The sequence below is a fragment of the Novosphingobium rhizovicinum genome, assembly GCF_040813635.1.
GTDB lineage: Bacteria > Pseudomonadota > Alphaproteobacteria > Sphingomonadales > Sphingomonadaceae > Novosphingobium > Novosphingobium rhizovicinum.
Window position 1 is genome coordinate 164,404 of record NZ_JBFNXR010000019.1, and the last position, 23,366, is coordinate 187,769.

A 23,366-nucleotide genomic window follows, 5' to 3' on the forward strand; every position below is an offset into this window, starting at 1 on the left:
GCTACGCCGGAATTGACAGCACCTTGGCCAAGGCATGCTCAAACGCCTCTGGCCTCTCGTACATGGCCCAGTGCCCTGCCCCGCTTACTACCTCGAACTGAGCGCCGGGGCATACCGAGCGCAGAGCTGCCTCCTGCACAGCCGGTTCCGGATGCGGACGATCGAATTCACCCCAGATCGCGTCTACCCGGCATCGCACACGCGGCAGGATCTGCAGGAGCTTGTCTGGCAGGACCATGTCGGCAGCGAACAGCCGCGCCCGCTTCGCATTGGGCAGCAACATGTGCACAGCGAGCGCGTCGGCACTCTCCGGGTGGTGCAGCATCAAGCCGAGCAGGTTCGCCCTCAGCGCAGCTTCTCGCTCTTCCCCTCGAAGGCCACTCACGCTCCTGAGTGTCACATGGCCATTGGGCGTTCCGAGCCCCCCACAGCCTACCAGGATCAGCCGCCGCGCCACATCGGGGTAGAAGGCTGCAAGATGTGCGAAGACCACTCCGCCGAACGAAAACCCGCACAGGTCCGTCGGTTTTCCATCCCCAAGGATGCCAGCAAGCCCCTCGGCGAGCGCTTTCGCAATTCCGGTATGATCGGGCGTATCCGGCAGCGCCGATTCGCCGTGGCCTGGCAAATCGACTGCAATGATTTTCCGGCTCTCTGAAAGCCTCTCGATATTGCGGATCCAGTGCTGCCAAGAGCCTTGCGCGCCATGAGCGAGGACGAGCGGCTCGCCCTCTCCCCAGACATGCCAGACAACGGTTCCATCGCCGCAGGGGGTCTCGACCCTCTCCGCTCTCTTCTGGAGAGATTGAATGGCAGCGGGCGGCTCTAGCATAGCGTCGATCAATAACGGTCTCCCACGACCTGCTCGACCGGCACCGCCCGCTCGATCAGAGCGAGATCGTCGGTGGACAGCGAAAGGTCGGAAGCTGCGACATTCTCTCCCAGCCGCTCGATCCTGCGGGTCCCGGGGATCGGCACCACGTCCTCTCCCTGGTGCAGCACCCAGGCGAGCGCCAGTTGTGCGGACGTACACCCCTTGCGACTAGCGAGGTCCGCCAACGCCTGAACAAGCTGCAGGTTGGCCTGGCCCGCTTCGGTCTGGAAGCGCGGCATGTTCGCTCTGAAATCGTCCGCCGCCAAAGTTCCTGGCTGGACCGTGCCTGTGAGAAAGCCCCGGCCCAGCGGACTGTATGGCACCAGCCCGATACCAAGCTCGCGGATTGTCGGCAGTACCTCCGCCTCAATCTGTCGCGACCAAAGCGAGTACTCGCTTTGCAGCGCTGCAACAGGCTGCACCGCATGGGCCCGCCGGATCGATTCCGGATCGGCTTCGGACATGCCGAACCAACGCACTTTACCTGCCGCGATCAGGTCACGCACCGCCCCCGCGACGTCCTCGACCGGAACGTCCTTGTCGACGCGGTGCTGATAGAGCAGGTCGATGCTATCAGTACCCAGCCGCCGGAGCGAAGCCTCGACGACTTCGCGAATATGCTCAGGGCGGCTGTTCAGCCCGTTCGCGCGGCCAGTTTCAGGGTCGATCTGAAAGCCGAACTTCGTAGCCAGCACCACCTTCTCGCGAAACGGTGCGATCGCACGTCCAACCATCTCCTCGCCGAGGTATGGACCGTAAATCTCAGCCGTATCGAAGAGCGTGATCCCTTTCTCATAGGCCGCGAAGAGCAGATCATTGGCATCCGACTGCGACAGCCGCTCACCATAGGCGCCGCTGATGCTCATGCACCCTAGGCCCAGCTTTGAAACTTTGAGGCCACCGCCCAGTTCGCGCATCTGCATGATCTGTCCTCTCCTGTCCGCGAAATCGGCGCCAGCAGAGCACATCCCGACACCGCGTGCAAAAGACCTGCGGTCGATCTGCGCGACCAGCTCAGCAGCGGCGAAATATCACCGTGAGGTTGTTGGCTGGCATCTCGACAACGCCGTCACGGCTCAACCCATGAGCCTTGGCCATGTCTGTAACCTCGTCAAGTTTCCGCAATCCCCAGCGAGGATCACGAGCCTTCAAGTCCGCGTCGAACGCAGCATTGCTTGGCTCCAGCGGTCGATCAGAGCGAAGATAGGGGCCGTACAGCACGAGCGGCGCTCCAGGTGAAAGCAACTGCTGCGCGCCAGCCATCAGGCCGATCGTCGCCTCCCAGGGACTGATGTGGATCATGTTGATGCACAAGATCGCGTCGGCCCGGTCGAGCGGCCACTCCGCAGATGCGGCGTCGAGCTCCAAAGGTTCTGACAGATTATCGAGCTGCGCCTCCGCCCGCCACGCCGAGATGGATTCGCGGGCTTCTGGAGAGGGATCGGTCGGCTGCCAGGTAAGCTCTGGAAGAGCGCGCGCGAAGTGGACCGCGTGCTCACCGGTCCCGCTTGCGATCTCCAGCACCAGACCCTTGGGTGGCAGGACATCGTGCAGCACTCGCAGGATAGCATCCCGATTTCGGGCAACGGCGGGAGCCTGGCGGCGCGCATCATGCATGGGGATCGATTAGCCCATTCCCATGCATGTGCAAGTCTCGCCTAATGCGCGGCCGCCGGACCAACTCCTTTGCGTGGCCGTGGCGCCAGCCAGATCGCCGAGGCCGCGAGAAGCAGCACTACGGCAGCCACCATGAACAAGTGCGTCGTGCCGACAGCAGTGCCCTGCTGGGTCACCACCTGTTCGAGGACCGCCCGCGCCTGCTCAAGACTGAAGCCTCGCCCTTGCAGCTCGGTGAGCAGTTCTGGGGCGCCGTGCAACTCGCCCGCGAGCTGTGCCGTATCGTCGCGCGACTGATTGCTCCAGTACGTGGTGACGATAGCCGTCGCGATGGCGCCGCCCAATGTCCTGCCGAAATTCGCCATGCCCGCAGCCGATGCAGTCTCGCGCGGTTCCACCGAACCGAGGCTGATCGTGGTGAGCGGCACCATGAAGAGCGCCACGCCTGCGCCCTGCAGCAGTTGCGGCAGCGCCAGAGTCCAGAAGGTTGCGTCGCTGGTCCACCATAGCGAGCGCAGCAGCGAACAGACTGCAAGCCAGGCAATCCCGGTGAATACGAGTACACGCGGGTCCACACGCTTCATCAACGCCGGCACCAGGGGCGACATGATTACCGCAAGCACGCCGCTGAAGGCCATCACGTATCCTGCATAGGTGGCCGTATAGCCCAGCGATGTCTGCAGCCACTGCGGAATGACGACGATCGATGAAAAGTACGTGCCGAATGCAAGGATCAGAGAGAGTGTCGCCGCCGTGAACCCCGGATGGCGGAACACCTTGAGATCGACGATCGGGTGCTCCTCGGTCAGCTCCCAGATCAGGAACAGTGCGAAGAAGATCGCGGCCACAACAGCGCAACCCACGATGAAGGGAGACGCGAACCAGTCCTCCTCCCGTCCCTTGTCGAGCATCAGCTGCAAAGCGCCGACCCAGGTAATGAGAAGCCCAAGTCCGACACCGTCGATCGGTTTCTTCACGGTGGGCGTCTCAACACCGCGCAACAGCGTGACGACCCCGAAGAAGATCACCGCAATGATCGGCACGTTGATGAAAAATATCCATTCCCAGGACCAGTCATCGCTGATCCAGCCACCCAGGATCGGCCCCAGGATCGGAGCGACAACCACGGTCATAGCCCAAAGCGCCATGGCCTTGGGGTGCATCTCGCGAGGAAAAATGCGCAGCAGCAAGGTTTGCGTCAGCGGCATGAGGGGGCCGCCACAGAAACCCTGGCCGAGGCGGAACAGCACCAGCATGCCAAGGCTTTCGGACAGGCCGCAGAGCACCGAGAACACGCCAAAGCCCAGGAGCGAGAAGACAAACGTGCGTAGCGTTCCGAAGCGCCCGGCCAACCATCCCGTCAAGGGGACGCAGATCGCCTCCGCAACGGCGTAGGACGTAATGACCCAGGTCCCGCTCGAGACCGAAACGGCAAGCCCCCCGGCGATGTGCGGCACCGAGACGTTCGCAATCGTCAGGTCGAGAACGACGATGAAGTTCGCCAATGCCAGCACAAGGCCGGCGATCATCAACTTGGCACCGCTGAAGGGTTGCGGAGCCTCTGATGGCTCGAACAACCCCCGGGCCGCTGCGCGCGCAGTCATCAGCGGCGGCCGCTCGTCAGATCAATCGTAGCTTCCATGGACAGGCCGACGCGGAGGGGGTGTTCGCGCAATTCCTTGGGATTGAGCGAAATACGCACGGGGAGCCTTTGCACGACCTTGATCCAGTTGCCGGTGGCATTCTGCGCCGGAATCAGGGCGAATGCAGCACCGGTACCCCCGGCAAAGCCCATGACCTTCCCGTGATAGACAACATCGTCTCCATAGAAGTCGGACGTAAGCTCAACATCCTGCCCGCTGCGAACCTTGCCGAGCTCATCTTCCTTGAAGTTCGCGTCCACATAGAGCTGCTCCAGCGGAACGATGACCATCGCCACGGTGCTGTTCGTCACGCGCTGCCCGACCTGCACGGACCGCTGTGCCACGATACCATCGATCGGCGAGCGTATGACGGTGCGGGCGAGATTCAGCTTCGCCTGTTGCAGCTTTGCCCGTGCGTTGCGCACCTCGGGAGCTTCGTCCATCGGCACGCCCTGGGTCAAGGCCACGGTGGCAGCTTCGTTGCGCCGGGCGCTGATCGCATCGGCGCGTGCCTGGCTGAGCGCGGCTTGGGCCTGGCTTACCGCTGCCTGGCTAGCGGACAACGCATTACGCGCCTGGGTGAGTTCCTCCGCCGACACAGCGCCGCTGCCTTCCAATGAAGCGCGCCGCTGGTAATCCGCGCGAGCCCTCTCGAGGTCGGCCTGGGCCGAGGCAAGCCGCGCCTGCGCCTCTGGCACGGCCGCTTCCCTGGCATCGGCAGAAGCTCCTGCTGCAGATCCCTGCGCGCGGGACTGCGTGTACCGACGCTCAGCCAAGGCGAGTTCGGCTTCCGCCTGCGCGACGGCGATCTGCTGGTCCTCATCGTCAAGCCGCATGAGCAGCTGACCGCGTCGAACGGGCTGCGTATCGACCACGGAGACTTCAACGACCTGACCTGCGGTCAAGGGCGTCACTTGCGCGTTTTCCGCAGCAACATATGCGTTGTCCGTCGTGACCGAGCGGCTGCCGATAAAGGTCTCGTACAACAGAAATAGACCGCCGATCACCACGACCACCACAAGGAGGGCGATGATAAGCGGGCGGCGCTTCGACTTGTCGACGACAGCGGCCGACGGTTCGCCTGCTCCCGCGACTCCCTGCGGCTCACCAGCGGGCTGGTCGTGCTGGATGTCACTCATCTGTCGAAACCTTTTCCTTCGTGTGTTCTTCGTATCCGCCCCCGAGCGCGCGCTTCAGAGCCACTTCGCTGGCGAGAATACGGAATTGCGCGTCGATTGCGGTCTCACGCGATGCAAGCGCGAGTTGCTGGGCGCTGAGCGCCTCGATGTAGCTGGATAGACCGGCATCGTACCGCTTCCGCGCGAGTTCGTAGGCTGCGTCTGCTGCCGCTACCGCCAGCTGAGCGTCTCGTGCCTGCGTCTGCGCCGCCTCACGAGCGGCCAACGCGTCGGCCACTTCGCGCAGAGCGTCGACGACAGTCGCGTTGTAGTCCGCAACAGCCAGATCGAAATCCCCTCGCGCTCTACGGTACTCTCCGCCCAGCCTGCCGCCATCGAAGATCGGGAGGCTGAACGCCGCACCAGCATTGCCGTAGGTGGAGCCAGAATCGATAAGGTTGGACAGACCAATTGAAGTCAGCCCGATCAACCCGCGAAGAGAAATGTCCGGCAGATACGCGGTCTTTGCGACATCGATCCGCTTGCCCGCAGCCTCCACACGCAACCGTGCAGCAACGATGTCAGGCCGGCGTCCGGCCAGCGCTATTCCTGCATTTTCAGGCAGCGCCGTCCCGCTTGCCTGCAGAAGCGAACTCGGCTGGATGCTCAGGCCGCGATCGGGGCCCGCACCCAACAGCGCAGCAAGCGCGTGCCGTCTTGCCGCGATTTGCTCGCGATTGGCCGACAGAACTATGCGCGCGCGCGCAGTCTCTGCTTCCGTCTGCCTGACCGGGGTCTGATTTTCGATGCCCTTCTCGGCCCTGCTACGTGTGAGCGCGCCCAGGCTCTCACGCGATTGCAGGGCTTCCGAAAGCGTCGCCTCGCGGGCGAGCAGCCGGGCAAGATCGAAGTAGGAGGACACCACATTGCTTGCGATCAGCAGCCGAGCCTGGCTCGCTTCAGCCATCGCAGCATCGACCTGCGACGTGGCCGCGGCCAGCAGAGAACGACGGCGCCCCCAGAGATCCAGATCGAAATCGCCGGTCAGCGCCAGATCGCCTCTGCTCTTCCACCCTTTCGGGACGAACTCTGAGGGGATGCCGTTATTATAGCTCTGCTTGACGACACCTGCGGTGCCTTGCCCGCCGATCTGCGGCAGAGTTTGCGCTCCGGCCACGTCGGCGGCGCCACGCGCCTGACGGATGCGCGCTTCCGCGGCAGCAACGCTGGGAGAGCCTGCCAGCGCCTCCGCCACCAAAGCGTCCAGTTGCGGGTCACCGTACGCTCTCCACCAGTCCTCCTGCGGCCACGCGGCGACCTGCTCGGCAGTTGCGAAAGTCCGAGCTGTTTCAAGCGAAGCGGGCGCGCGGATCTGCGGTCTGGGACCGAGCTCGGGCATGCCACATGCGGAGAGTGCCAAGGTAATCGCCAGGAGCCCAGGCGTACCGACTCGAGAGAGGAAAGGTGTACTCATCAGTACGCTGCAGATCGTATTCTGCATTGCCCCTGTCAATAACAAAGTGTACTACCCAGTACAGCTATGCAGAATATCATGGGAAAGAGGGAGCTGAACCGGCAGAAGCGCCGCGCCACGATCGTGGAGGTCGCCACGCGATCCTTCCTGGAACAGGGCTATGCGGCCACCAGCATGTCAGCCATCGCCGACGAGCTCGGTGGTTCGAAGGCTACGCTTTGGGGCCATTTCGCGTCGAAGGAAGAGCTGTTCAGCGCCGTCGTGGATGAGCAGGTTGCACGCTTCGCTGCCGAGATGGAGGGCGCCACGACTGACGAGGTGTTCTCCGTCGCTGCGCTTCACAGCTACTGCCTGCGTTTCCTGCGTACGCTCATGCGGCCACAGTCGATCAGCCTGTTCCGGCTAATCATGGGCGAAGGCGGCCGCTTTCCAGAACTGAACGCCGTCTTCCACGTTCGCGGTCCTGCGAAAGTTCTCAACTACCTGACGGATTTCATGGCCACCGGCTTGCCCCGCAGTGAAGCGCAGCGTGTAGCCCTGCTGACGATATCGGCCCTGGTCGGCTGGCGCTCGCAGATGCTTACCCGGCCGGAGCCTGTCGCGCCGGAGGAAGCTGAGCAGTTCGTCGATGACTTCATTGCCCATCTCAAGCTCTCACGATACGAGGATGCGCCAGAGCAGCCGCAAAGCTAGCACGTCTCCCGATCACGGGAAGCGAGCGCCTGTCTCGCCGCAGGAGTGAGCGTGTCCCCACCCGATCTTTCACTTCTGCGCACCCGCAGGCTTGGTCCGATGTTCGCCGTGCAGTTTCTGGGCGCGTTCAACGACAATCTGCTGAAGTTCGCGCTGCTGTTCATGGCGAACTTCAGCATCTTTGCAGCAGCACCGGAGAAAGCCGAACAGCTTGCCGTCGTCGCAACCGGCCTGTTCATCCTCCCGTACTTCCTCTTCTCCGCTCTTGCCGGACAGATTGCGGACCGCGTCGACAAGGCATTGCTGGTGCGAGTGATAAAATGCGTCGAAGTTCCGATCATGGCTCTCGCCCTGCTCGGCTTCTGGCTCAGTTCCGTGACGATCCTGCTCGTTTGCCTGTTGCTCATGGGAACCCATTCGAGCTTCTTCGGTCCGGTCAAATACTCCATCCTGCCCCAGCATTTGCGCCGCGAAGAGATCATGGGCGGAACCGGTCTTGTCGAGGGAGGCACTTTCCTTGCCATTCTCGGCGGGCAACTCCTTGCCGGACTAATCGACCCGCAAGTAGCCGGGGTCACAGGGCTTGTGCTGGCCGTAGCAGGCCTTGCGGCCAGCTTTTCCGTGCCGACGGCTCCTCCTGCAACTTCGAAGAAGGCGTTTGACCTCAACCTGTTTCGCGGCACCTGGCATGTCCTGCGCAGCGCCAGACAGCAACGCAGTGTCTGGCTGGCGATATTGGCGATCAGCTGGTTCTTCACAGCCGGAGCCGTCTTGGTGAGCGAATTTGCGCCGCTGGTGTCGGGCAGGTTCGGTGGGAACCAGTCAGTGGTGAATCTCTTCCTCGCCGTCTTCTCCGTCATGATTGCAGTGGGATCACTGGCGGTAAACCGGCTGCTCAAGGGAGAAGTTTCCGTCCGCTTCGTCCCGGTAAGTGCCCTGGGCATGGCGGCCGGTCTCATCGACCTCTGGCTGTCGGCACGCGGTTTCGGGACGCCACTCGATCAAGCCGGCATTGCTGAGTTTCTTGCACACCCCGGTGCATGGAGGCCCCTGACGGACGTGGTGCTGATCGCCTTTTCAGGAGGCATGTTCATCGTGCCGCTCTACGCGGTCCTGCAAGTCGATACAGCGCCCGGAGAGCGCTCTCAGGCGATCGCAGCCAACAACATCGTCAATGCCGCCGTGACCGTTGTGGTGGTGGGGCTCGTCAGTGCGATGCTGGCTGGCGGGATGGACGCAGGTGGCGTGGTCGGCGCCTTGGGTATCGTCACGCTCGCAGTCGCCTTGATCAGCCTGTACGGCTTCCGTCATCCCCCTCTGAGAGCGCCATAAGGCACCCTCAAAGCCAGCCTTGTTCCCTGTACCACTGTGCCGTCGTCTTGAGCCCGGTCCGCGTCTCTACAGTCGCTTCCCATACCTCGTGCGGCACCTGGGCCGATGGTTGTCCAGTCCAGTCGGGGTGACTGAAATAGGCCGCCCGATCCTGCGTCATCTTGGCGCCACGCCCGCGCAGGAAGCCGTCTATTCCTGCGGCGCGCCGCAAAGCGGCCGGTGAAAGGCTCAACACTTTCGGACGCCGCCCCACGGCCCAGCCAATCGCCAAGGCCAGCTCACGGTGCTCCCAGCCGCCCGCCCGTCCGTCGTCCGGCTCGAACGTGTGACCACTCACCCGAAGGCTTCCCGGCAGCAGCGCCAGCAAAAGTCGCGCAAGATCCTCGACGTGGATCAGCGAAGCACGACCCTCTTTGGGCATCGGAACCAGGCCCCAACGCGCGGCCCGGAACAATTCGAACATCTCCTTGTCGCGAGGGCCGTAGATTGCCGGCGGACGCACGATGGTCCAGTCCAGCAGAGTTGCCTTCACGACCGTCTCGCCGCGTGCCTTCGATGCACCATAGGCGGAAAGCGATGGCTCCCGCGCCGAGAGGGAAGAGACATGCACAAAGCGGCTCACGCCCTCCTTGCCTGCGGCTTCCACCAGGTTCAGCGTGCCCCTGACGTTCCCGATCTCGAACGCCTCCCGGTCCGGAGCATTGACCACACCGGCGATGTGCACGACGGCATCGGCATCGCGAACCAGCGTGGCGAGAGCTGCCCGGTTCTCCAGGTCGCCGGAGATCCATTCCACGCCCGGCCTCGGATCCTGCGGCGCCCGCGCCAGAGCTGTCAGCTGGTGCCCCGCAGCCAACGCGAGGTCGACAAATGCCTGACCGACAAAGCCGGTTGCTCCCGTCAGCGCGATGATCACTTCAGAACCAACTGATCGCGGTGAATAACGGCCGAACGGGGTGCATAACCTAGAAGCTCAGCGTGCTCGCTGGAGTGATGCCCCTTCAGGCGCGCGCATTCAGATGCGTCGTACTCCGCAAGTCCATGCGCAAGGACGCGCCCGTCTTCGCTGCATATCGCCACCGGATCGCCGCGCTCGAACATTCCGGCGACGCGTGTCACTCCCTTTGCCAGCAGACTCGACCCGCGGGCAAGTGCCGCCGCTGCACCCGCGTCGACCGTCAGTTCGCCTTTGAGCCGAAGACGCCCGCCCAGCCACGCCTTGCGAGCGCCTGCCTTGCGGCGCGGGCGAAACAGCGTGCCGATGCCTTCTTCCGCCACCCGGGCAATGGGACGACCGTGAACACCGTTTCCGATCACGAGTGCGATACCGGCCAACTCGGCAATCTGCGCCGCCTGCAGCTTGGAGGTCATTCCGCCAGAGCCCATGCCCGACGCCGAATCGCTGCTCGCCATGCTGTGGATCTCTGGCGTCACACCATCTACCCGCTCGATCAGGCGTGCACCGGGCTCCTTCGGGTTGCGGTCGAAGAGACCGTCAACATCGGACAGCAGCAAGACCGCATTTGCCTGCGCCGCTTGTGCCACGCGAGCGGCAAGACGATCGTTGTCACCGAAACGGATTTCCTGCGTCGCCACCGAGTCGTTCTCGTTGATTACCGGAACCGCACCCGCATCCAGCAACCGCGCCAGCGTAGCGGTGACGTTCAGATACCGTCGACGGTCCTCGAGGTCCTCCAGGGTCAGCAGGATCTGCGCAGCGGTCAGCCCCTTCGCGGCGAGCAGATCCGCCCAGAGACCGGAGAGCGCGATCTGCCCGACGGCGGCGGCGGCTTGAGCATCAGCTAGGCTGCCACGGCCGCCCTTTTCAAGGCCAAGCCGCGCGGCGCCCAACGCGATGGCGCCCGAAGAGACGATGACAACGCCCTGCCCGCGCGCGCGCGCCTCAGCAATTTCGGAGACGAGACCCTGCAACCACTCACGGCGAACGCCGCCTGCGTCCACCAGCAGAGATGAGCCGACCTTGACGATCAGGAGCGGGCACGAGGTCGTTTTTGTAAGGTCGGAAAGGTTGGCGATCGTCATGGGCGTGCAAGCCTCTAGGCGGTTCGCCCCCTCAAGGAAAGCGCCTGCATCGGACGCCAGAGGCACGTCGTCGCTCTGACGAATCGCCCTGCCTCTCCTATCATCAGAGCGGAGACCAGGGCGTCTCGTCCTGCTCCTCCCGCTCGCCCTGCGGGCGCTCGGTTACGGTCGCAGCAGGAAGGTAGGCGATGACCCCGTCCAGCAACGCGTCAATGCCCTCTCCTGTAGCACCGGAGATGGCAAAGACCTGATCGGCGCCAGCTTCTTTCAGTTCGCTGGCGAAAGCAGCCGCCAATTCGGGATCGGCAAGATCGATCTTGTTGAGGACCACCAGCCTGGGCTTCTCTTCCAGCCCGCCTCCATAAGCCGAAAGCTCCTCTTCGACGATCTGCATCGCCTCGGCAGGATCGGTCCCCGCGATGTCGATCAGGTGGATCAGCACACGGCAGCGCTCGATATGGCCAAGGAAGCGGTCGCCGATACCTGCACCTTCGGCAGCACCCGCGATCAGCCCGGGAATGTCCGCCAGAACGAACTCACGCTCCTTGTGCCGCACCACGCCCAGCTGCGGGTGCAGCGTTGTGAAGGGATAGGCCCCCACCTTGGCGCGGGTGTTGGTAAGTTGGTTGATGAACGTGGATTTGCCCGCGTTGGGCAGTCCGACAAGCCCCACGTCCGCGAGCAGCTTGAGCCGCAGCCACACCCACAGCTCCTCGCCCGGCAAGCCGGGCTGGTGCTGACGCGGAGCACGGTTTGTCGATGTTTTGTAGGAGGCATTGCCGCGACCGCCCAGACCACCTTCCAGCAGCGTGAGGCGCTGGCCGGCCTCTACAAGGTCCGCCAGGACGGTCTCGCGATCCTCATCATCAATGATCTGGGTTCCGACGGGAACCTTGATAATGAGATCCTTGCCCTGCGCGCCCTTGCGATCCTTGCCCATCCCATGTCCGCCACGCGGCGCCTTGAAATGCTGCGTGTAGCGAAAATCGATCAGGGTATTGAGCCCGGCAACCGCCTCGAAAACGATGTCGCCACCCTTTCCGCCGTCACCTCCGTCCGGTCCGCCATACTCGACGTACTTCTCGCGCCGAAAGCTGACAGCCCCCGGTCCGCCGGCACCCGAGCGAATGTAAATCTTGGCTTGATCGAGAAAGTGCATGGCGGTCTCAGTCCGATGGAACGTGCGCGGCCAGTCGCGGTCCGCCAAAACGCGAACGGCCGCAACCATGTGCGGCCGATAGCCAGAAATCAATCACTGGTGGAGCCGAGGGGGATCGAACCCCTGACCTCGTCATTGCGAACGACGCGCTCTCCCAGCTGAGCTACGGCCCCGTTCCAGCAATCGCGCGAGACGGAGTTACCGCGTCGCGAGCGGCTCCATTAGCGAACTGGCCGCTCGCGCGAAAGAGAAATTTGCGATCCAGGGTTACTGCGGCGTCACTGCCTCGGCGCGCCGCTCCGGTGCAATAACCACGATCCCGCCGTACTTGGCGTGCCATGCTGCCAAGTCTGCACGATACTGATCGTAGGCATTGAAGAAGTCCATGAATGGCGCTTCGATCTTCGCCAGCCCTTGGGGGGCGTAACCTTCCAACTGCCCAGCAGGCAGCAGAGCGATCTCGGAGGCAATCTGCATCGCCGCTTCGCAGAAGGTCGTCTTGACCGGCGGCACCGCAAAGAAGTTGTAGACCTGCGTTTGATAGGTCTCACGCTGGCGGATGCCCTCCCTGCCGCCGAAAGCTCCGCTGAAGCTCTTGTTGAGTTCAGCGTTGGCCTTGTCCAGCGACTTGTCGTGGACCTTCAGGAAACCCTTGTAGCCCTCAAGAACGGCAGCATACTCGGGCTCCACGCAATTCAGTGCAGCCACGTTAAACGCGGAGCGCAGGTTCCACACCGCCTGTGCGCTGGAGACATCCGTATTGACGGTCTTGCGCACGCCATTCTCTGCCACTTCAGGAATGCGCATATTCTCCGGCGCGCCCATCGGGGGCTGCGGCAGCGGCGGGATCACCACCACTGGAGGAGGCGGAGGCGGAGGCGTCTTTTGTGCGCACGCAGCGAGGATGCTGATCAGCACCGCCATCGGCGCCAGTTTCCAGAAGCGTTTGGTCATGGGACCCGTCACCGACCCTCTCCAGAATGTGAGATGTCTCATGTATCCGCTTAAACCCGCAATGCAAATGCCCGACGCGAGCAACTCGCGCCGGGCACCATCAATGACCTGTGGATGATTGGGCGCAGAGCGTGCCCCAGTCCCTTGTCAGTCGCGCTGACCCATGAAGCTCAGCAGGAACTGGAACATGTTGATGAAGTCCAGATAGAGGCTGAGGGCGCCGAGGACGATCGCCTTCCCAGCAAAGTCCGTGCCGGCCAGTTCATAATACTGGTGCTTCAGACGCTGCGTGTCGTAAGCGGTCAGACCCGCGAAGATCAGCACGCCCAGAGCCGAGATCGCCATCTGCAGCACAGTCGACTGCATAAACAGGTTGATCAACATCGCGACCAGGATCCCGATGAGACCCATGATCATGAACGAGCCCATGCCCGACAGATCCTTCTTCGTCGTGTAGCCCACAAGGCTAAGCCCTGCAAAAGCAGCTGCCGTGGCGAAGAACGTGCTCGCGATCGACTGCGACGTGAAGACGAGGAAGATGGTCGAAAGCGACAGGCCCATGACCACGCAGAAGCCCCAGAACAGGCCCTGAAGCGTAGTCGTGCTCATCCGATTGGCGCCGAAGCTCATGCCGAATACGAACCCGAGCGGCGCAAGCGCGATGACCCACCAGAGCGGTGTGCCCATGATTTGCGCAGCGAAGCCCGAGTTGGCGAACAGCATCGCAACGATGCCGGAGAGCAGCACGCCCGACGCCATGTAGTTATAGATCGACAGCATGTGGCGACGCAGCCCGGCATCGTAGCTGGCGCGCGTGCCCACCTGGCCGCCGAGGCCCGGGGACGCACCGAAGCCCGAACGGGGCTGGGGGTCGTTCCAGTTAGCCATTTTAAACTCCCTATCCCGGCACCGCCCAATGCGGTGTTTCCGGACTTGCCAGATATCGGACTTCTGCGTTGACAATTCAAGAACAAGTGGACGTGACCGCACGTGACGAATTGTATCAACCGCCTCGAGCCGCTTTCCCCATTTCGGCAGAACGGCGTTCGGCCGCTCTCATGGCTTCCTCGACAAGGCGCAAAAGTTTCTCATCGGTATCGAACACATCCAGCCCCGCCTGTGTCGAGCCTCCAGGGCTGGCCACACGACGCGCGAGTTCTCCCGGTCCATAGGGCGAGGACGCCGCTAGCAAAGCGGCCCCTTCGGTGGTCGCAAGTGCCAGACGCTGGGCCTGAGCGGGAGCAATCCCAAGCGCCACCGCGCCTGCCGCCAGCGAGTCGATGAAGCGGTAGACGAATGCCGGGCCGCACCCCGATAGAGCCGTCACAGCATCGAAGAGGGTCTCATCCTGCAGCCATTCCGGTGAGCCGAGTGGCTGAAGCAGGCTCTCCAGTGCCGCGCGGTCCTGTTCCCTCAGGCCTTCTCCCACCAGCGCGAGGGGCGATTTACCGATCGCGGCCGCAAGGTTGGGCATAAGCCGCACGAGGCCGCCATTGGAGGAGAACCGGCCCGACAGCGTGGCCAGCTCGACGCCAGCGAGGATCGAAAGCAGCACCGTGCGGGCACCGACCGCCTTGGTGACCTGCGGCGCTACAGCGTCGAGCAACTGAGGCTTGACCCCGAGCAGCACGACATCAAAGGCTTCCTCGGGAACTTCGCGCACGAGTGCCACACCTTCAGGAGCAGCCTCCAACCCCGGATCAGCGATCGTGAAGCGCGAAGGCTCCATACCGCTCCGCAGCCAGCCCTGGAGTATCGCTCCGCCCATATTGCCACAGCCAACAATAAGGATCCGCTCCATCAGCTCCATACTCATCTCCTTGTCTGGACCGAGGAGCTAGAGGAACGCGGCGCAGCTGCCAACAACGCTCAGGCTTCACCTGCAGCGTCGACCAGCGCCGCGGCCAAAGCTTCGGCCGGGGTCTTGTCACCCCAGAGAATGAACTGGAACACGGGGTAGAACCGGTCGCACTCGTCGATCGCAGCCTCAACTACCGCCTGCGCTTGAGCCGGGCCGAGCAGACCCTCTTCGCCCAGCATGAGCCCATGGCGATAAAGCACGACACCGCCGTTCGACCAGACATCGAAGTGGCCAAGCCACAACTGCTCGTTGATGAGTGCCAACGCCTCGAAAACGGCCGCGCGTTTTGCTTCCGCCACCCGGATTTCAGGCAGGCAGAGCAGCTGCAGCACATGATCCTCGGGGCGCCAGATCGCCTGGAACTGGTACGTCGCCCAGCTGCCTTTCACTTCGGCGGAAATCTCATCCTCGCCGGCGTACTCATATGGCCAGTCGCGCGCCTCGAACAGCGCTGCAAGCATCTCCACCGGAGCAGCCTCTTCCTCGCGCTCGATCTCGTCGCCAACGCTTCTCATAAATCCTGACATTACGCCTCCCTGACGCGCATCAGTTGCGTCTTTCGAGGTGCGCGGCACAATTGCGTGGCATCACAGGGCTGCGCAAAACTCCACAAGTCTGTGAACAGCGTGTGGATAAGCCACTTGTTGCCGCCGCTGGATCAATCCTTCGCGAGCTGATCCACCACCTGACCGGCGGGGCTGGTCCAAACAAAGGCGTTCGAAATGTCCGCCTTCTTGACCTGAGCCGCAAACTCGCCGGCCTCCTTCTGGGTTTCGAACGGACCGACAAGGATGCGGTTCGTGCGTCCCATGTCACTCACATTCGCTTTGCGCCCCTTGAACAGCGCGGAATGCTGCTTCGAAAGCCGGCCCCAGTCGAACGCAATCGCCTTCTCGTCTCGACCGACCCCAATCTGCACCCAGATGCGGCTCGGATGACTGGGCGCCTCCTTCTTGCTCTCAGCCTTCTTGCCAGTTCCCTTCTTGGTGCTGGCCGCCGAGCGCTTCTCATCCTTGGCTTCCGGCGCCTTGCCGGAACCGCTCTTCTTCTGCGTGCCCTTGTCGGCTTCCGCAACCTTTGACTCGTCAGCCTTGGATGCAGAAGGCTTAGCCGGAACGGCGTCCACAACGGCCTGCGCGGGAGGCTCCGGCTTGGCCGGCTCTATCGCGAGTACATCTACAGCCCCCGCGACAGGTGCAGGCGCACGGCTCGGCGCGCCAAGGTCGGCGAATATCTGTTCGAGCGTCACTGAACCGGGCGCCGAGCCCCCGCTGGCACGCGGGGTGTTTGCCGTTGCCGTCCCCACGCGGGCCAGGTCAAATCCCGGTGCTGGAGCCGCACTTTGAGTAGCGAGAGTGTTCGCGGGTGAGGCTGCCGGCACTGACCTGTCAGGCACCACTGCAGCCGTCGCGCGGACAGGTTCTAACCCGCCGGGAGCAGGCTTGCTGAGGTTAGCGGCAACCGCAGACGTACTTGTCTGCCGCTGCGCATTTGCTGGCAGCCGCGATGACGAAGATTCGGGAGCCGCAGGCCTGGCGTTGGCGGCACTTGTGCCTGCACCCGGTTTTGCTGGATTCCGTGCGCCGCCAACGGGCGGCAACTCGTCAGATTCCGAACGATCAATAGCTGGCATAGGCTCAGGCGGTGCTACGCGGGCAGCGGCGTCAGCCTCCGCTCGCGCAAGCTTAGCTGCTCGTTCCTTGGCCCTGACCTGGGCACGACTCAAGGGCTCTGCCGCCTTCTGCTTTGCCGTGGCGTTTGCGGGCGCTGTCGTGCCGCTGCCCATCGGCTTACCCTTGGGGATCAGACCGGCATCCGCCGCCGCCACTCGTGTGCTGGTTCGAGGGACGTATGCCGCAATCGCAGGATCGTCGCGCCCAATCTCCGCCGCGCGAGGAAACTTGCCGAGATTGGCAGCTGCAGCCTGCTGCGCCCTTGTAAGCCGCGGCATGTAGCGCAGGTACGGCGTCATACTTTCCGCCAATTGCGTGGGCAGGATCGCGTTGACGGTCTCGACGGCTTCCTTGGTCTTCCCAGCGATCGCAAGAGCGAATGCATGCGAACGCCAGCCCGGCTTGTCCTGTTTGCGCAGCAGAGGCATCAGCATCGCCTCCGACGCAGCGGCATCGCCAGCGATCGCCAAGCTTACGCCATAGCGCCGGCGCAGTTCGTCGTCGTCTTTTCGGGCGAGCGCCACACGGTAGTACTTCTGCGCGGCGGCCTGATCTCCGACCAGATCGTAGGCGAGCCCGTGATCAGCGGTGACATCATCCGCCGCTCCGCGCGCCTCCGCCGACGCAAACAGCGGAAGTGCCGCCATCGGGTCTCCCTGCAGGACAAGGGCCCGGGCAAGACCTGCTTGAACGCGGGGATTGTTGGCGGAAATGGCGTCAGCGCGCTTGTAGAAGCCGGCCGCCGCCTCAGGATCGCCCATCGCGGTGGCCGAATCGCCGGCTTCAATCAGAGCATCGATGTCGCGTGGATTTCTTGCCAAACGCGCGAGCGCCTGAGTCAACCGCCGCGAATCATCGCTCGGCAGGGCCTGGACGACGGGCTGCGACACCACAGGCGCAGACTGCGCATGCACGGCATGTGGGAACGCGAGCAGTCCTGTGGAGGCTGCGCTTGCGAGCCATGCTCCAAGACGACGCCTTAGCTGCAAGGTGAGGCACTTCCTTTTCGACCGGCTTAAAAGGCGCCGGACCATCCAGCACCGTATAGCGGAGCCAAGCTGAACTGGGCAGGAACGGCGCAGGCCGCTCCTGCCAGATGGGCTTACTGGTTGTTCTGACGCCCCAAGAACCGCGGGATGCTGATCGAGGCACCATCATCGTCGTCGGAGTCTACCGAGGGAGCGGCCTTGGAACCGCGCGACAAGTTGGACATGCGCTCGAACAGAGTGCTTCCGGTTGCAGCCGGGCGCTGCGCAGGCGCGGGTGCAGGAGCCGGTGCAGGCTCTGCCGGGAACGCGCGACGCCTTCCAAACGCTGGCGCCTGCTCAGCGGCATCAGCGGCAAGGTCCAGCTCGTCCTGACGGCTCGTCTTGGCAATCGATGCCTGCTGCACCCCGCTCAGGTCCAGCGGTTGGCGCTGCGGTCGCGCGATGCCGGCGGGATTGCCGTAGCTGGCGGGAGCACTCTCCACCTGCTCCTCCGGCAGCTCCTCAGCACCTCCGAGTTCCAGCGCAGCTTCGTCTTCTTCGAACTGAGCCGCTTCGGAAAGGTCGAGTGGCTCCGCTTCCGGCTCAGCGTTCTCTGGCTCTGCAGACGCTGGCTCGTGCGCAGGCGGGGCCAACGCAGGAGCCGGAACTCTTTCACCGGCGGGTGCTGCCGAAGGCCTCACAGGGCCGCGAGACATGCCAAGGTTGACCGGACGAGAAGCGATTTCTGCCTGCTCTGCGGACTGCTCAATCCCGGTCGCAACAACAGAGACACGGATCTTGCCCTGCAGGTCAGGATTGAAGGCCGAGCCCCAGATGATGTTCGCGTCGCTGTCGACCAGTTCGCGGATGTGATTGGCCGCTTCGTCCACCTCGAGCAGCTTCATGTCGTCACCGCCGATGATCGAAATGATGACGCCCTTGGCGCCCTGCATCGAGACGCCGTCAAGAAGCGGGTTGGCAATTGCACGTTCCGCAGCTTCGAGCGCACGGTTCGGGCCTTCGCCCTCACCCGTACCCATCATCGCCTTGCCCATCTCGCCCATGACGGAACGCACGTCGGCGAAGTCGAGGTTGATGAGGCCGGGCATGACCATGAGATCGGTGATCGAACGAACACCTTGCTGCAGCACCTCGTCGGCGAGCTGGAACGCCTCCTTGAAGGTGGTTTCCGCTTTCGCCACCAGGAAGAGGTTCTGGTTCGGAATGACGATCAGCGTATCGACGTGCTTTTGCAGTTCCTCGATGCCAGCCTCGGCCGAGCGCATGCGCCGCGTGCCTTCGAAGAGGAAGGGCTTCGTGACCACGCCGACTGTCAGCACGCCCTTGTCGCGCGCAGCCTTGGCGATGATCGGCGCGGCTCCCGTGCCCGTGCCGCCGCCCATACCGGCCGCGATGAAGACCATATGGACGCCTTCAAGCAGCCGTTCGATCTCTTCGATCGTCTCTTCAGCCGCGGCGCGACCGACCTCGGGCCGCGACCCGGCACCAAGGCCCTGAGTGATATCAGGCCCCAGCTGGATGCGGTTTTCCGCGATCGAGCTGTTCAGCGCCTGCGCGTCCGTGTTGGCGACGATAAAGTCAACGCCTTCGATCTGCGCGTTGATCATATTGGCAATGGCGTTGCCGCCAGCACCGCCAACGCCGATTACTAGGATCCGCGGGCGCAATTCCTCGATCGCCGGCGGCCCGATATTGATGCTCATCTCACTCTCCTGGCAGACACGCGCGGATGAAATTCCTTGACCAAGCCTGATGGCATACCTGAACTCCATCGAGCAAAGTGCGGTAAAGCTTTGTCCACAGCCGACCGGCGCAACCGAGGAACGGTTCGCCGCGACGGCTGATCCCTCGCCGGCTCAGAAGTACTCCCGAAACGCGCGATAGATACGACCAACCGAGCCCATCCGCTCCGCCCGAACAAGGGTCTGACGGCGATTCAGGGCCCGGATATCGACCGGGTCGGCTGCAGCGTATAGCACAAGCCCCGCAAGAGTCGAAAACCCTGGTTTTACATGTGCCTCCGCAAGACCGTTGAGGTGCGGAACACGACCGATACGCACCGGTTTACCGAGCGCAGCCTGGGCGTAATCGGCCAATCCCACCAGTTCGGCCCCACCGCCGGTAAAGACCACTTGCTTGCCGCGCTGACCATTGAATCGCATCATTTTGAGCGATTTGTTCACCTCTTCCATCAGCACGCCGAGTTGCCCGGTGATAACCGCGATCAGTTCCGCACGCGGAATGCGATTCTTGTCATCCGCATGGCGAGCGATCGGGCCGCCCTCTTCCTCGCCAGGCGCGTTGACAGGTATCATCTCGCGGTGATCAGTAGGACTGGCCAGTGCCGACCCATTCACGCACTTCAGGCGCTCGGCCTGGAAGCGCCGAATGCCGAAAGCGGACGCAATTGCATCAGTGATGTCTGCTGAACCCATCGGAATGGCCGTCAATCCGGTTAGCATCCCTTGCGAATAGACCGCCACGTTCGTAACCTCGGCACCGAACTCGACCAGCGCGACGCCCAAGTCCTGTTCTTCGGGCGAGAGGCAGGCGTGTCCTGCGGCAATGGGCGATGCCACGACAGCCTCGACCTCTAGATGCGCGGACTGGACGGCCTCGGTCAGGTTGCGGATCGGCGCACCGTCCGCCAGCATGATGTGGATATCGACGCCAAGCCGTTCCGCGTGCAGTCCCTTTGGACTGACCACGCCATGAGCGCCATCCAGCCGATACTGCGCGGGCTGCGCATGCAGGACAACACGCCCGTCGGGACGGATAACATCACGAGCCGATACGAGGAGCTGATCGATATCCTCCTGCTCGATACGCCTGCCGCCGATCTCCGCGTCTACTTCGGCGACCTGGCTGACGAGCCCCGCGCCTGAGCACCCTACCCAGACCCGCTGCACCGAGGTGTCGGCCATCTTCTCAGCGCGATCGATGGCATCGCGGACGGCATAGGTGGCAGCGGCCATGTCGGTAACGTACCCGCGCCTGACGCCCTGACTGGCACGATGGCCTGATCCAAGCACAACCATGTCGCCCACATCGGAAATGCCCGCGACGATGGCGGAAATACGGAATGATCCGATGTTCACTGCGCCAAAAACGCGACTGATCCGCGGTCCAGCCATCAGTTCTTCTCCCCCTGACGAACAGCACCCGCGCTAAGAGCCGCTTGCTCTGCCTCTCGGCCCGGAATACGCAGATAGATGCGGTCCCCAGCCCGCATGTCGAAGATCGTCACCTTCCCACCCAACAGCCGGTTCGTGCCGTCAAGCCGCGCAAAAGACACCAGCGCACCGGCCGATTCTCTCTCACCCTCCGGCAAAGCAAGCACTTGCCCGGTCTTGAACGTGATGTTCCACCGGCGGTTGCCGATCCATTCCGCCTCCTGCACCCGCGGCTTCAAGGCGGGTGCGGCGTCCAGCAGCCGCGTAAGCCCGGTGACCTGCTGCCCTGCACCGAGACCGGAAACAATCAGTCTGCCCTGCGCAGCGGCCCGCGTCACGGCCTCCAGTTCGTGCCCGGTCTCATCAATGAGCACGAAACGATCGGCCTTTCGCAGCACGGCATGCGGCGCACGTTCGACGATATCGATAACCAGCGTATCCGGAAGCTGGCGCGAAACACGCGCATCCTTCACCCAGGAAAGACCGATCAGATCCTGCCTCAAGCTCTCCAGGTCGACGAGCGGCATGGACCGATCCCGCTGCGCGAGGGCCCGCTCATAAACTCGGAGTTCGTTGAGGTTCTGCACACCGCGTACGTCAACGTGCCGGACCTCAAAGCCTGCGTCGGAAGCGATCTGCGCGATCTGCATATTGGCCATCGCTGGGATCCCGGCGACCGAAGCGACAGCCCAGAGCAGCGCCGCCGCAGCGCTGAGGATGACCGCAAGAAACATCCGGTGCAGCTGCGCTTCCGTGAATGGAAGCCAGGCCATGAGCAGATCAAGCGCAGAGCCTGTGCGGGCCTTGGCCTGTTTGACCTTCTGCCGCTTGCCGTGCGCCGCCGCAGTCTTGCGGACGCTCGTGGCCTTGCGGCGGATGGTCTGGCTCATGGTGCGGCCTTCCCATCCCGTGCCACGCGCTGGGCACGGGCGTCGGCCAAGGCCTCTGCCACGATCGCTTCCACCAGCTCCGGGTACTCCATGCCACAGGCGCGCGCCTGCTCGGGAACAAGGCTGAGCGGGGTCATACCCGGCTGCGTGTTGACCTCCAGCAGGAACAGCCCTTCCACGCCTTGAGTGTCGTCCCACCGAAAGTCGGACCGGCTGGTACCACGACAGCCCAGAAGCCGATGAGCACGCAATGCAAGATCCTGGCAGGCTGCGGTGATCTCTTCTGGTATTTCGGCAGGGCACACATGCTCGGTCAGGCCGTCGGTGTACTTGGCGTCGAAGTCGTAGAAGCCGGATTTCGGCTTGAGCTCGGTCACAAGCAGAGCCCGATCGCCGATCACGGCGGTGGTCAGCTCTCGCCCCCGGATAAACGGTTCGGCCAGCAGGCGTTCAAAGTCCTGCCAAGGCCCTCGGGCGTCAGGCGCAATAGGGCTTCCGTAGTTGCCTTCTTCTGTGACGATAGCGACGCCGACCGAAGAGCCCTCGTTGACGGGCTTCAGCACGTAGGGGCGCGGCAGGGGGTCAGCTTGGAAAATGCTGGCGCTTTCCACGATCCGCCCGCCCGGCATCGGAATGCCCTGGGGCACAAGCGCCTGCTTGGTCAGTTCCTTGTCGATAGCGATGACGGAGGTGGCGAGCCCCGAATGAGTGTATGTCAGCCCCATCAGGTCCATCATGCCCTGCACGGTGCCGTCTTCTCCCGGAGCGCCATGAAGCGCGTTGAACACGACGTCCGGCTTCGCTTCGCTGAGCCGCAGTGCAACGTCCCGGTCCATGTCGATGCGAGTGACAGTATGGCCCTTGGATTCGAGCGCCTTCGCCACGCCTTCACCGCTCATCAGCGAGACCGGGCGCTCCGAGGACCAGCCACCCATCAGGACGGCGATGTGCAGCTTGGGGATCACCGCGCTGTCGCTCACTTCTTGCCCACCCTTTGAATCTCCCACTCTAGTTCCACGCCGGAGCTTTCCCGGACACGCCTGCGAACTTCCTCGCCCAGCGCCTCGATATCCGAACTTGTCGCTTCCCCGGTGTTGATCAGGAAGTTGGTGTGCTTCTCGCTCACTTGCGCGCCGCCCAGAGTCAGCCCGCGACAGCCTGCCCGATCGACGAGTTCCCACGCTTTGTGGCCTCCGGAAAGCTCCGGAGGCGGGTTCTTGAAGGTCGAGCCGCCGGTCTTCGAGCGCAGCGGCTGCGATGCTTCACGACTTGCCGAAATCCGATCCATCTCCGCCTGGATGGCAGATGGCTCCCCGGCGCGCGCGCGGAAACGCGCCGCGACGACGATGGCACCTTCCGGCAGTTCCGAGTGTCGATAGGTATAGCGCAAAGCCGCGTTCTGCAGCGTCACCAGTTCGCCCGAGCGCAGCACCACATCACAGTCGACGAGAATGTCTTTGACCTCGCTGCCATAGGCGCCGCCATTCATGCGTACGAAGCCGCCCACCGTACCCGGTATCGAGCGCAAGAACTCCAGGCCTGCGATGCCGTTGTCGCGTGCCGTCGACGAAACGAGGATGCCCGACGCGCCGCCGCCACACTCAAGCGTGACGGCATCCAGCCTACGCACGCCTGCGAAGGCCTTGCCAAGCCGCACCACCACTCCGGGCACTCCGCCGTCCCGCACGATCATGTTCGAACCGAGCCCTAGGGCCATGACGGTGACAGCGGGATCCAAGCCTTGCAGGAAAGCCTGCAGGTCCGCCAGATCGCGCGGTTCGAACAGCCATTCCGCGCGCCCGCCAGACTTGAACCAGACCAGCGGCGCAAGCGGCGCATCGGGCGTCAACTTGCCAGCCACGCTGGGGAGCAT

Annotated in this window: 21 protein-coding genes and 1 tRNA gene; 2 read left to right on the top strand and 20 right to left on the bottom strand. The window is 63.3% G+C overall.

Features of this window, described 5'->3' with window-relative positions; translation table 11 throughout:
- Position 1: 1 nt before the first annotated feature.
- The 6 genes from ABUH87_RS03630 to ABUH87_RS03655 all read right to left on the bottom strand — a co-directional run bounded on the left by ABUH87_RS03630 (position 2) and on the right by ABUH87_RS03655 (position 6,726).
- Complete coding sequence (locus tag ABUH87_RS03630; protein ID WP_367769639.1) at positions 2-844, bottom strand: alpha/beta fold hydrolase; 843 nt, start codon at positions 842-844, stop codon at positions 2-4.
- A complete protein-coding gene (locus tag ABUH87_RS03635) occupies positions 841-1,797 on the bottom strand; it encodes an aldo/keto reductase (RefSeq protein WP_367769647.1) in 957 nt (318 codons plus the stop codon). Before ABUH87_RS03635 ends, ABUH87_RS03630 begins: the two co-directional genes overlap by 4 nt.
- A 91-nt stretch (positions 1,798-1,888) precedes the next feature.
- Positions 1,889-2,491, bottom strand: a complete 603-nt coding sequence (locus ABUH87_RS03640; protein WP_367769650.1) for a DUF938 domain-containing protein — start codon at positions 2,489-2,491, stop codon at positions 1,889-1,891.
- 41 nt (positions 2,492-2,532) lie between these two features.
- Positions 2,533-4,095, bottom strand: coding sequence for a DHA2 family efflux MFS transporter permease subunit (locus ABUH87_RS03645; protein WP_367769653.1), 1,563 nt, complete (start codon positions 4,093-4,095; stop codon positions 2,533-2,535).
- Positions 4,095-5,273, bottom strand: a complete 1,179-nt coding sequence (locus ABUH87_RS03650) for an HlyD family secretion protein (RefSeq protein ID WP_367769656.1) — start codon at positions 5,271-5,273, stop codon at positions 4,095-4,097. Before ABUH87_RS03650 ends, ABUH87_RS03645 begins: the two co-directional genes overlap by 1 nt.
- Entirely contained in the window at positions 5,266-6,726 is a 1,461-nt protein-coding gene (locus tag ABUH87_RS03655) for an efflux transporter outer membrane subunit (RefSeq protein WP_367769665.1), read from the bottom strand. The genes ABUH87_RS03650 and ABUH87_RS03655 overlap by 8 nt, the downstream gene beginning before the upstream one ends.
- 78 nt (positions 6,727-6,804) lie before the next feature.
- Between ABUH87_RS03655 and ABUH87_RS03660 the strand changes: the two genes are divergently transcribed.
- Together ABUH87_RS03660 and ABUH87_RS03665 are read left to right on the top strand one after the other, a co-directional pair.
- Positions 6,805-7,419, top strand: coding sequence for a TetR/AcrR family transcriptional regulator (locus ABUH87_RS03660; protein ID WP_367769668.1), 615 nt, complete (start codon positions 6,805-6,807; stop codon positions 7,417-7,419).
- Between the two features lie 51 nt (positions 7,420-7,470).
- Positions 7,471-8,751, top strand: coding sequence for an MFS transporter (locus ABUH87_RS03665; protein ID WP_367769671.1), 1,281 nt, complete (start codon positions 7,471-7,473; stop codon positions 8,749-8,751).
- A gap of 7 nt (positions 8,752-8,758) precedes the next feature.
- Here ABUH87_RS03665 and ABUH87_RS03670 read toward each other — a convergent pair whose 3' ends face one another.
- The 14 genes from ABUH87_RS03670 to murB form a co-directional block, all read right to left on the bottom strand.
- On the bottom strand, positions 8,759-9,667 hold the full coding sequence (locus tag ABUH87_RS03670; protein ID WP_367769674.1) for an NAD-dependent epimerase/dehydratase family protein: 909 nt from the start codon (positions 9,665-9,667) through the stop codon (positions 8,759-8,761).
- The gene (proB, locus tag ABUH87_RS03675; RefSeq protein WP_367769677.1) at positions 9,664-10,794 is read right to left on the bottom strand and encodes a glutamate 5-kinase; all 1,131 of its coding nucleotides are present in this window, start codon (positions 10,792-10,794) and stop codon (positions 9,664-9,666) included. Before proB ends, ABUH87_RS03670 begins: the two co-directional genes overlap by 4 nt.
- A 103-nt stretch (positions 10,795-10,897) precedes the next feature.
- A complete protein-coding gene (gene obgE / locus ABUH87_RS03680) occupies positions 10,898-11,953 on the bottom strand; it encodes a GTPase ObgE (RefSeq protein WP_367769680.1) in 1,056 nt (351 codons plus the stop codon).
- A gap of 97 nt (positions 11,954-12,050) precedes the next feature.
- Positions 12,051-12,126 (bottom strand) — tRNA-Ala (locus ABUH87_RS03685).
- 94 nt (positions 12,127-12,220) lie between these two features.
- Positions 12,221-12,919: a hypothetical protein gene (locus ABUH87_RS03690; RefSeq protein ID WP_367769684.1), complete on the bottom strand. Its 699-nt coding sequence runs from the start codon at positions 12,917-12,919 to the stop codon at positions 12,221-12,223.
- Between the two features lie 135 nt (positions 12,920-13,054).
- Entirely contained in the window at positions 13,055-13,795 is a 741-nt protein-coding gene (locus ABUH87_RS03695; protein WP_367769687.1) for a Bax inhibitor-1/YccA family protein, read from the bottom strand.
- 115 nt (positions 13,796-13,910) lie between these two features.
- Positions 13,911-14,723 carry a pyrroline-5-carboxylate reductase gene (gene proC / locus ABUH87_RS03700; RefSeq protein ID WP_419956658.1) on the bottom strand — a complete coding sequence of 271 codons (813 nt, stop codon included), beginning with the start codon at positions 14,721-14,723 and terminating at the stop codon, positions 13,911-13,913.
- A 53-nt stretch (positions 14,724-14,776) separates the two neighbouring features.
- Positions 14,777-15,295 (bottom strand): type III secretion system chaperone family protein, encoded by a 519-nt coding sequence (locus ABUH87_RS03705; protein WP_367769690.1) that lies wholly within the window; start codon positions 15,293-15,295, stop codon positions 14,777-14,779.
- Positions 15,296-15,426: 131 nt separating this feature from the next.
- Entirely contained in the window at positions 15,427-17,262 is a 1,836-nt protein-coding gene (locus tag ABUH87_RS03710) for an SPOR domain-containing protein (protein WP_367769693.1), read from the bottom strand.
- Positions 17,263-17,543: 281 nt separating this feature from the next.
- Positions 17,544-19,133, bottom strand: coding sequence for a cell division protein FtsZ (ftsZ, locus tag ABUH87_RS03715; protein WP_367769696.1), 1,590 nt, complete (start codon positions 19,131-19,133; stop codon positions 17,544-17,546).
- 153 nt (positions 19,134-19,286) lie between these two features.
- A complete protein-coding gene (ftsA, locus tag ABUH87_RS03720; protein ID WP_367769699.1) occupies positions 19,287-20,564 on the bottom strand; it encodes a cell division protein FtsA in 1,278 nt (425 codons plus the stop codon).
- Positions 20,564-21,493, bottom strand: coding sequence for a cell division protein FtsQ/DivIB (locus ABUH87_RS03725; RefSeq protein WP_367769702.1), 930 nt, complete (start codon positions 21,491-21,493; stop codon positions 20,564-20,566). Before ABUH87_RS03725 ends, ftsA begins: the two co-directional genes overlap by 1 nt.
- Positions 21,490-22,473 (bottom strand): D-alanine--D-alanine ligase, encoded by a 984-nt coding sequence (locus ABUH87_RS03730; protein WP_367769705.1) that lies wholly within the window; start codon positions 22,471-22,473, stop codon positions 21,490-21,492. The genes ABUH87_RS03725 and ABUH87_RS03730 overlap by 4 nt, the downstream gene beginning before the upstream one ends.
- The gene (gene murB, locus ABUH87_RS03735) at positions 22,470-23,366 is read right to left on the bottom strand and encodes a UDP-N-acetylmuramate dehydrogenase (protein WP_367770326.1); all 897 of its coding nucleotides are present in this window, start codon (positions 23,364-23,366) and stop codon (positions 22,470-22,472) included. The genes ABUH87_RS03730 and murB overlap by 4 nt, the downstream gene beginning before the upstream one ends.

Coding starts and splice junctions, on each gene's coding strand:
- ABUH87_RS03725 (WP_367769702.1), bottom strand. CDS start 21,493: ATGAGCCAGACCATCCGCCGCAAGGCCACGAGCGTCCGCAAGACTGCG.
- proB (WP_367769677.1), bottom strand. CDS start 10,794: ATGACGATCGCCAACCTTTCCGACCTTACAAAAACGACCTCGTGCCCG.
- ftsZ (WP_367769696.1), bottom strand. CDS start 19,133: ATGAGCATCAATATCGGGCCGCCGGCGATCGAGGAATTGCGCCCGCGG.
- murB (WP_367770326.1), bottom strand. CDS start 23,366: ATGCTCCCCAGCGTGGCTGGCAAGTTGACGCCCGATGCGCCGCTTGCG.
- ftsA (WP_367769699.1), bottom strand. CDS start 20,564: ATGGCTGGACCGCGGATCAGTCGCGTTTTTGGCGCAGTGAACATCGGA.
- ABUH87_RS03705 (WP_367769690.1), bottom strand. CDS start 15,295: ATGTCAGGATTTATGAGAAGCGTTGGCGACGAGATCGAGCGCGAGGAA.
- ABUH87_RS03695 (WP_367769687.1), bottom strand. CDS start 13,795: ATGGCTAACTGGAACGACCCCCAGCCCCGTTCGGGCTTCGGTGCGTCC.
- obgE (WP_367769680.1), bottom strand. CDS start 11,953: ATGCACTTTCTCGATCAAGCCAAGATTTACATTCGCTCGGGTGCCGGC.
- proC (WP_419956658.1), bottom strand. CDS start 14,723: ATGAGTATGGAGCTGATGGAGCGGATCCTTATTGTTGGCTGTGGCAAT.
- ABUH87_RS03645 (WP_367769653.1), bottom strand. CDS start 4,095: ATGACTGCGCGCGCAGCGGCCCGGGGGTTGTTCGAGCCATCAGAGGCT.
- ABUH87_RS03635 (WP_367769647.1), bottom strand. CDS start 1,797: ATGCAGATGCGCGAACTGGGCGGTGGCCTCAAAGTTTCAAAGCTGGGC.
- ABUH87_RS03650 (WP_367769656.1), bottom strand. CDS start 5,273: ATGAGTGACATCCAGCACGACCAGCCCGCTGGTGAGCCGCAGGGAGTC.
- ABUH87_RS03655 (WP_367769665.1), bottom strand. CDS start 6,726: ATGAGTACACCTTTCCTCTCTCGAGTCGGTACGCCTGGGCTCCTGGCG.
- ABUH87_RS03640 (WP_367769650.1), bottom strand. CDS start 2,491: ATGCATGATGCGCGCCGCCAGGCTCCCGCCGTTGCCCGAAATCGGGAT.
- ABUH87_RS03660 (WP_367769668.1), top strand. CDS start 6,805: ATGGGAAAGAGGGAGCTGAACCGGCAGAAGCGCCGCGCCACGATCGTG.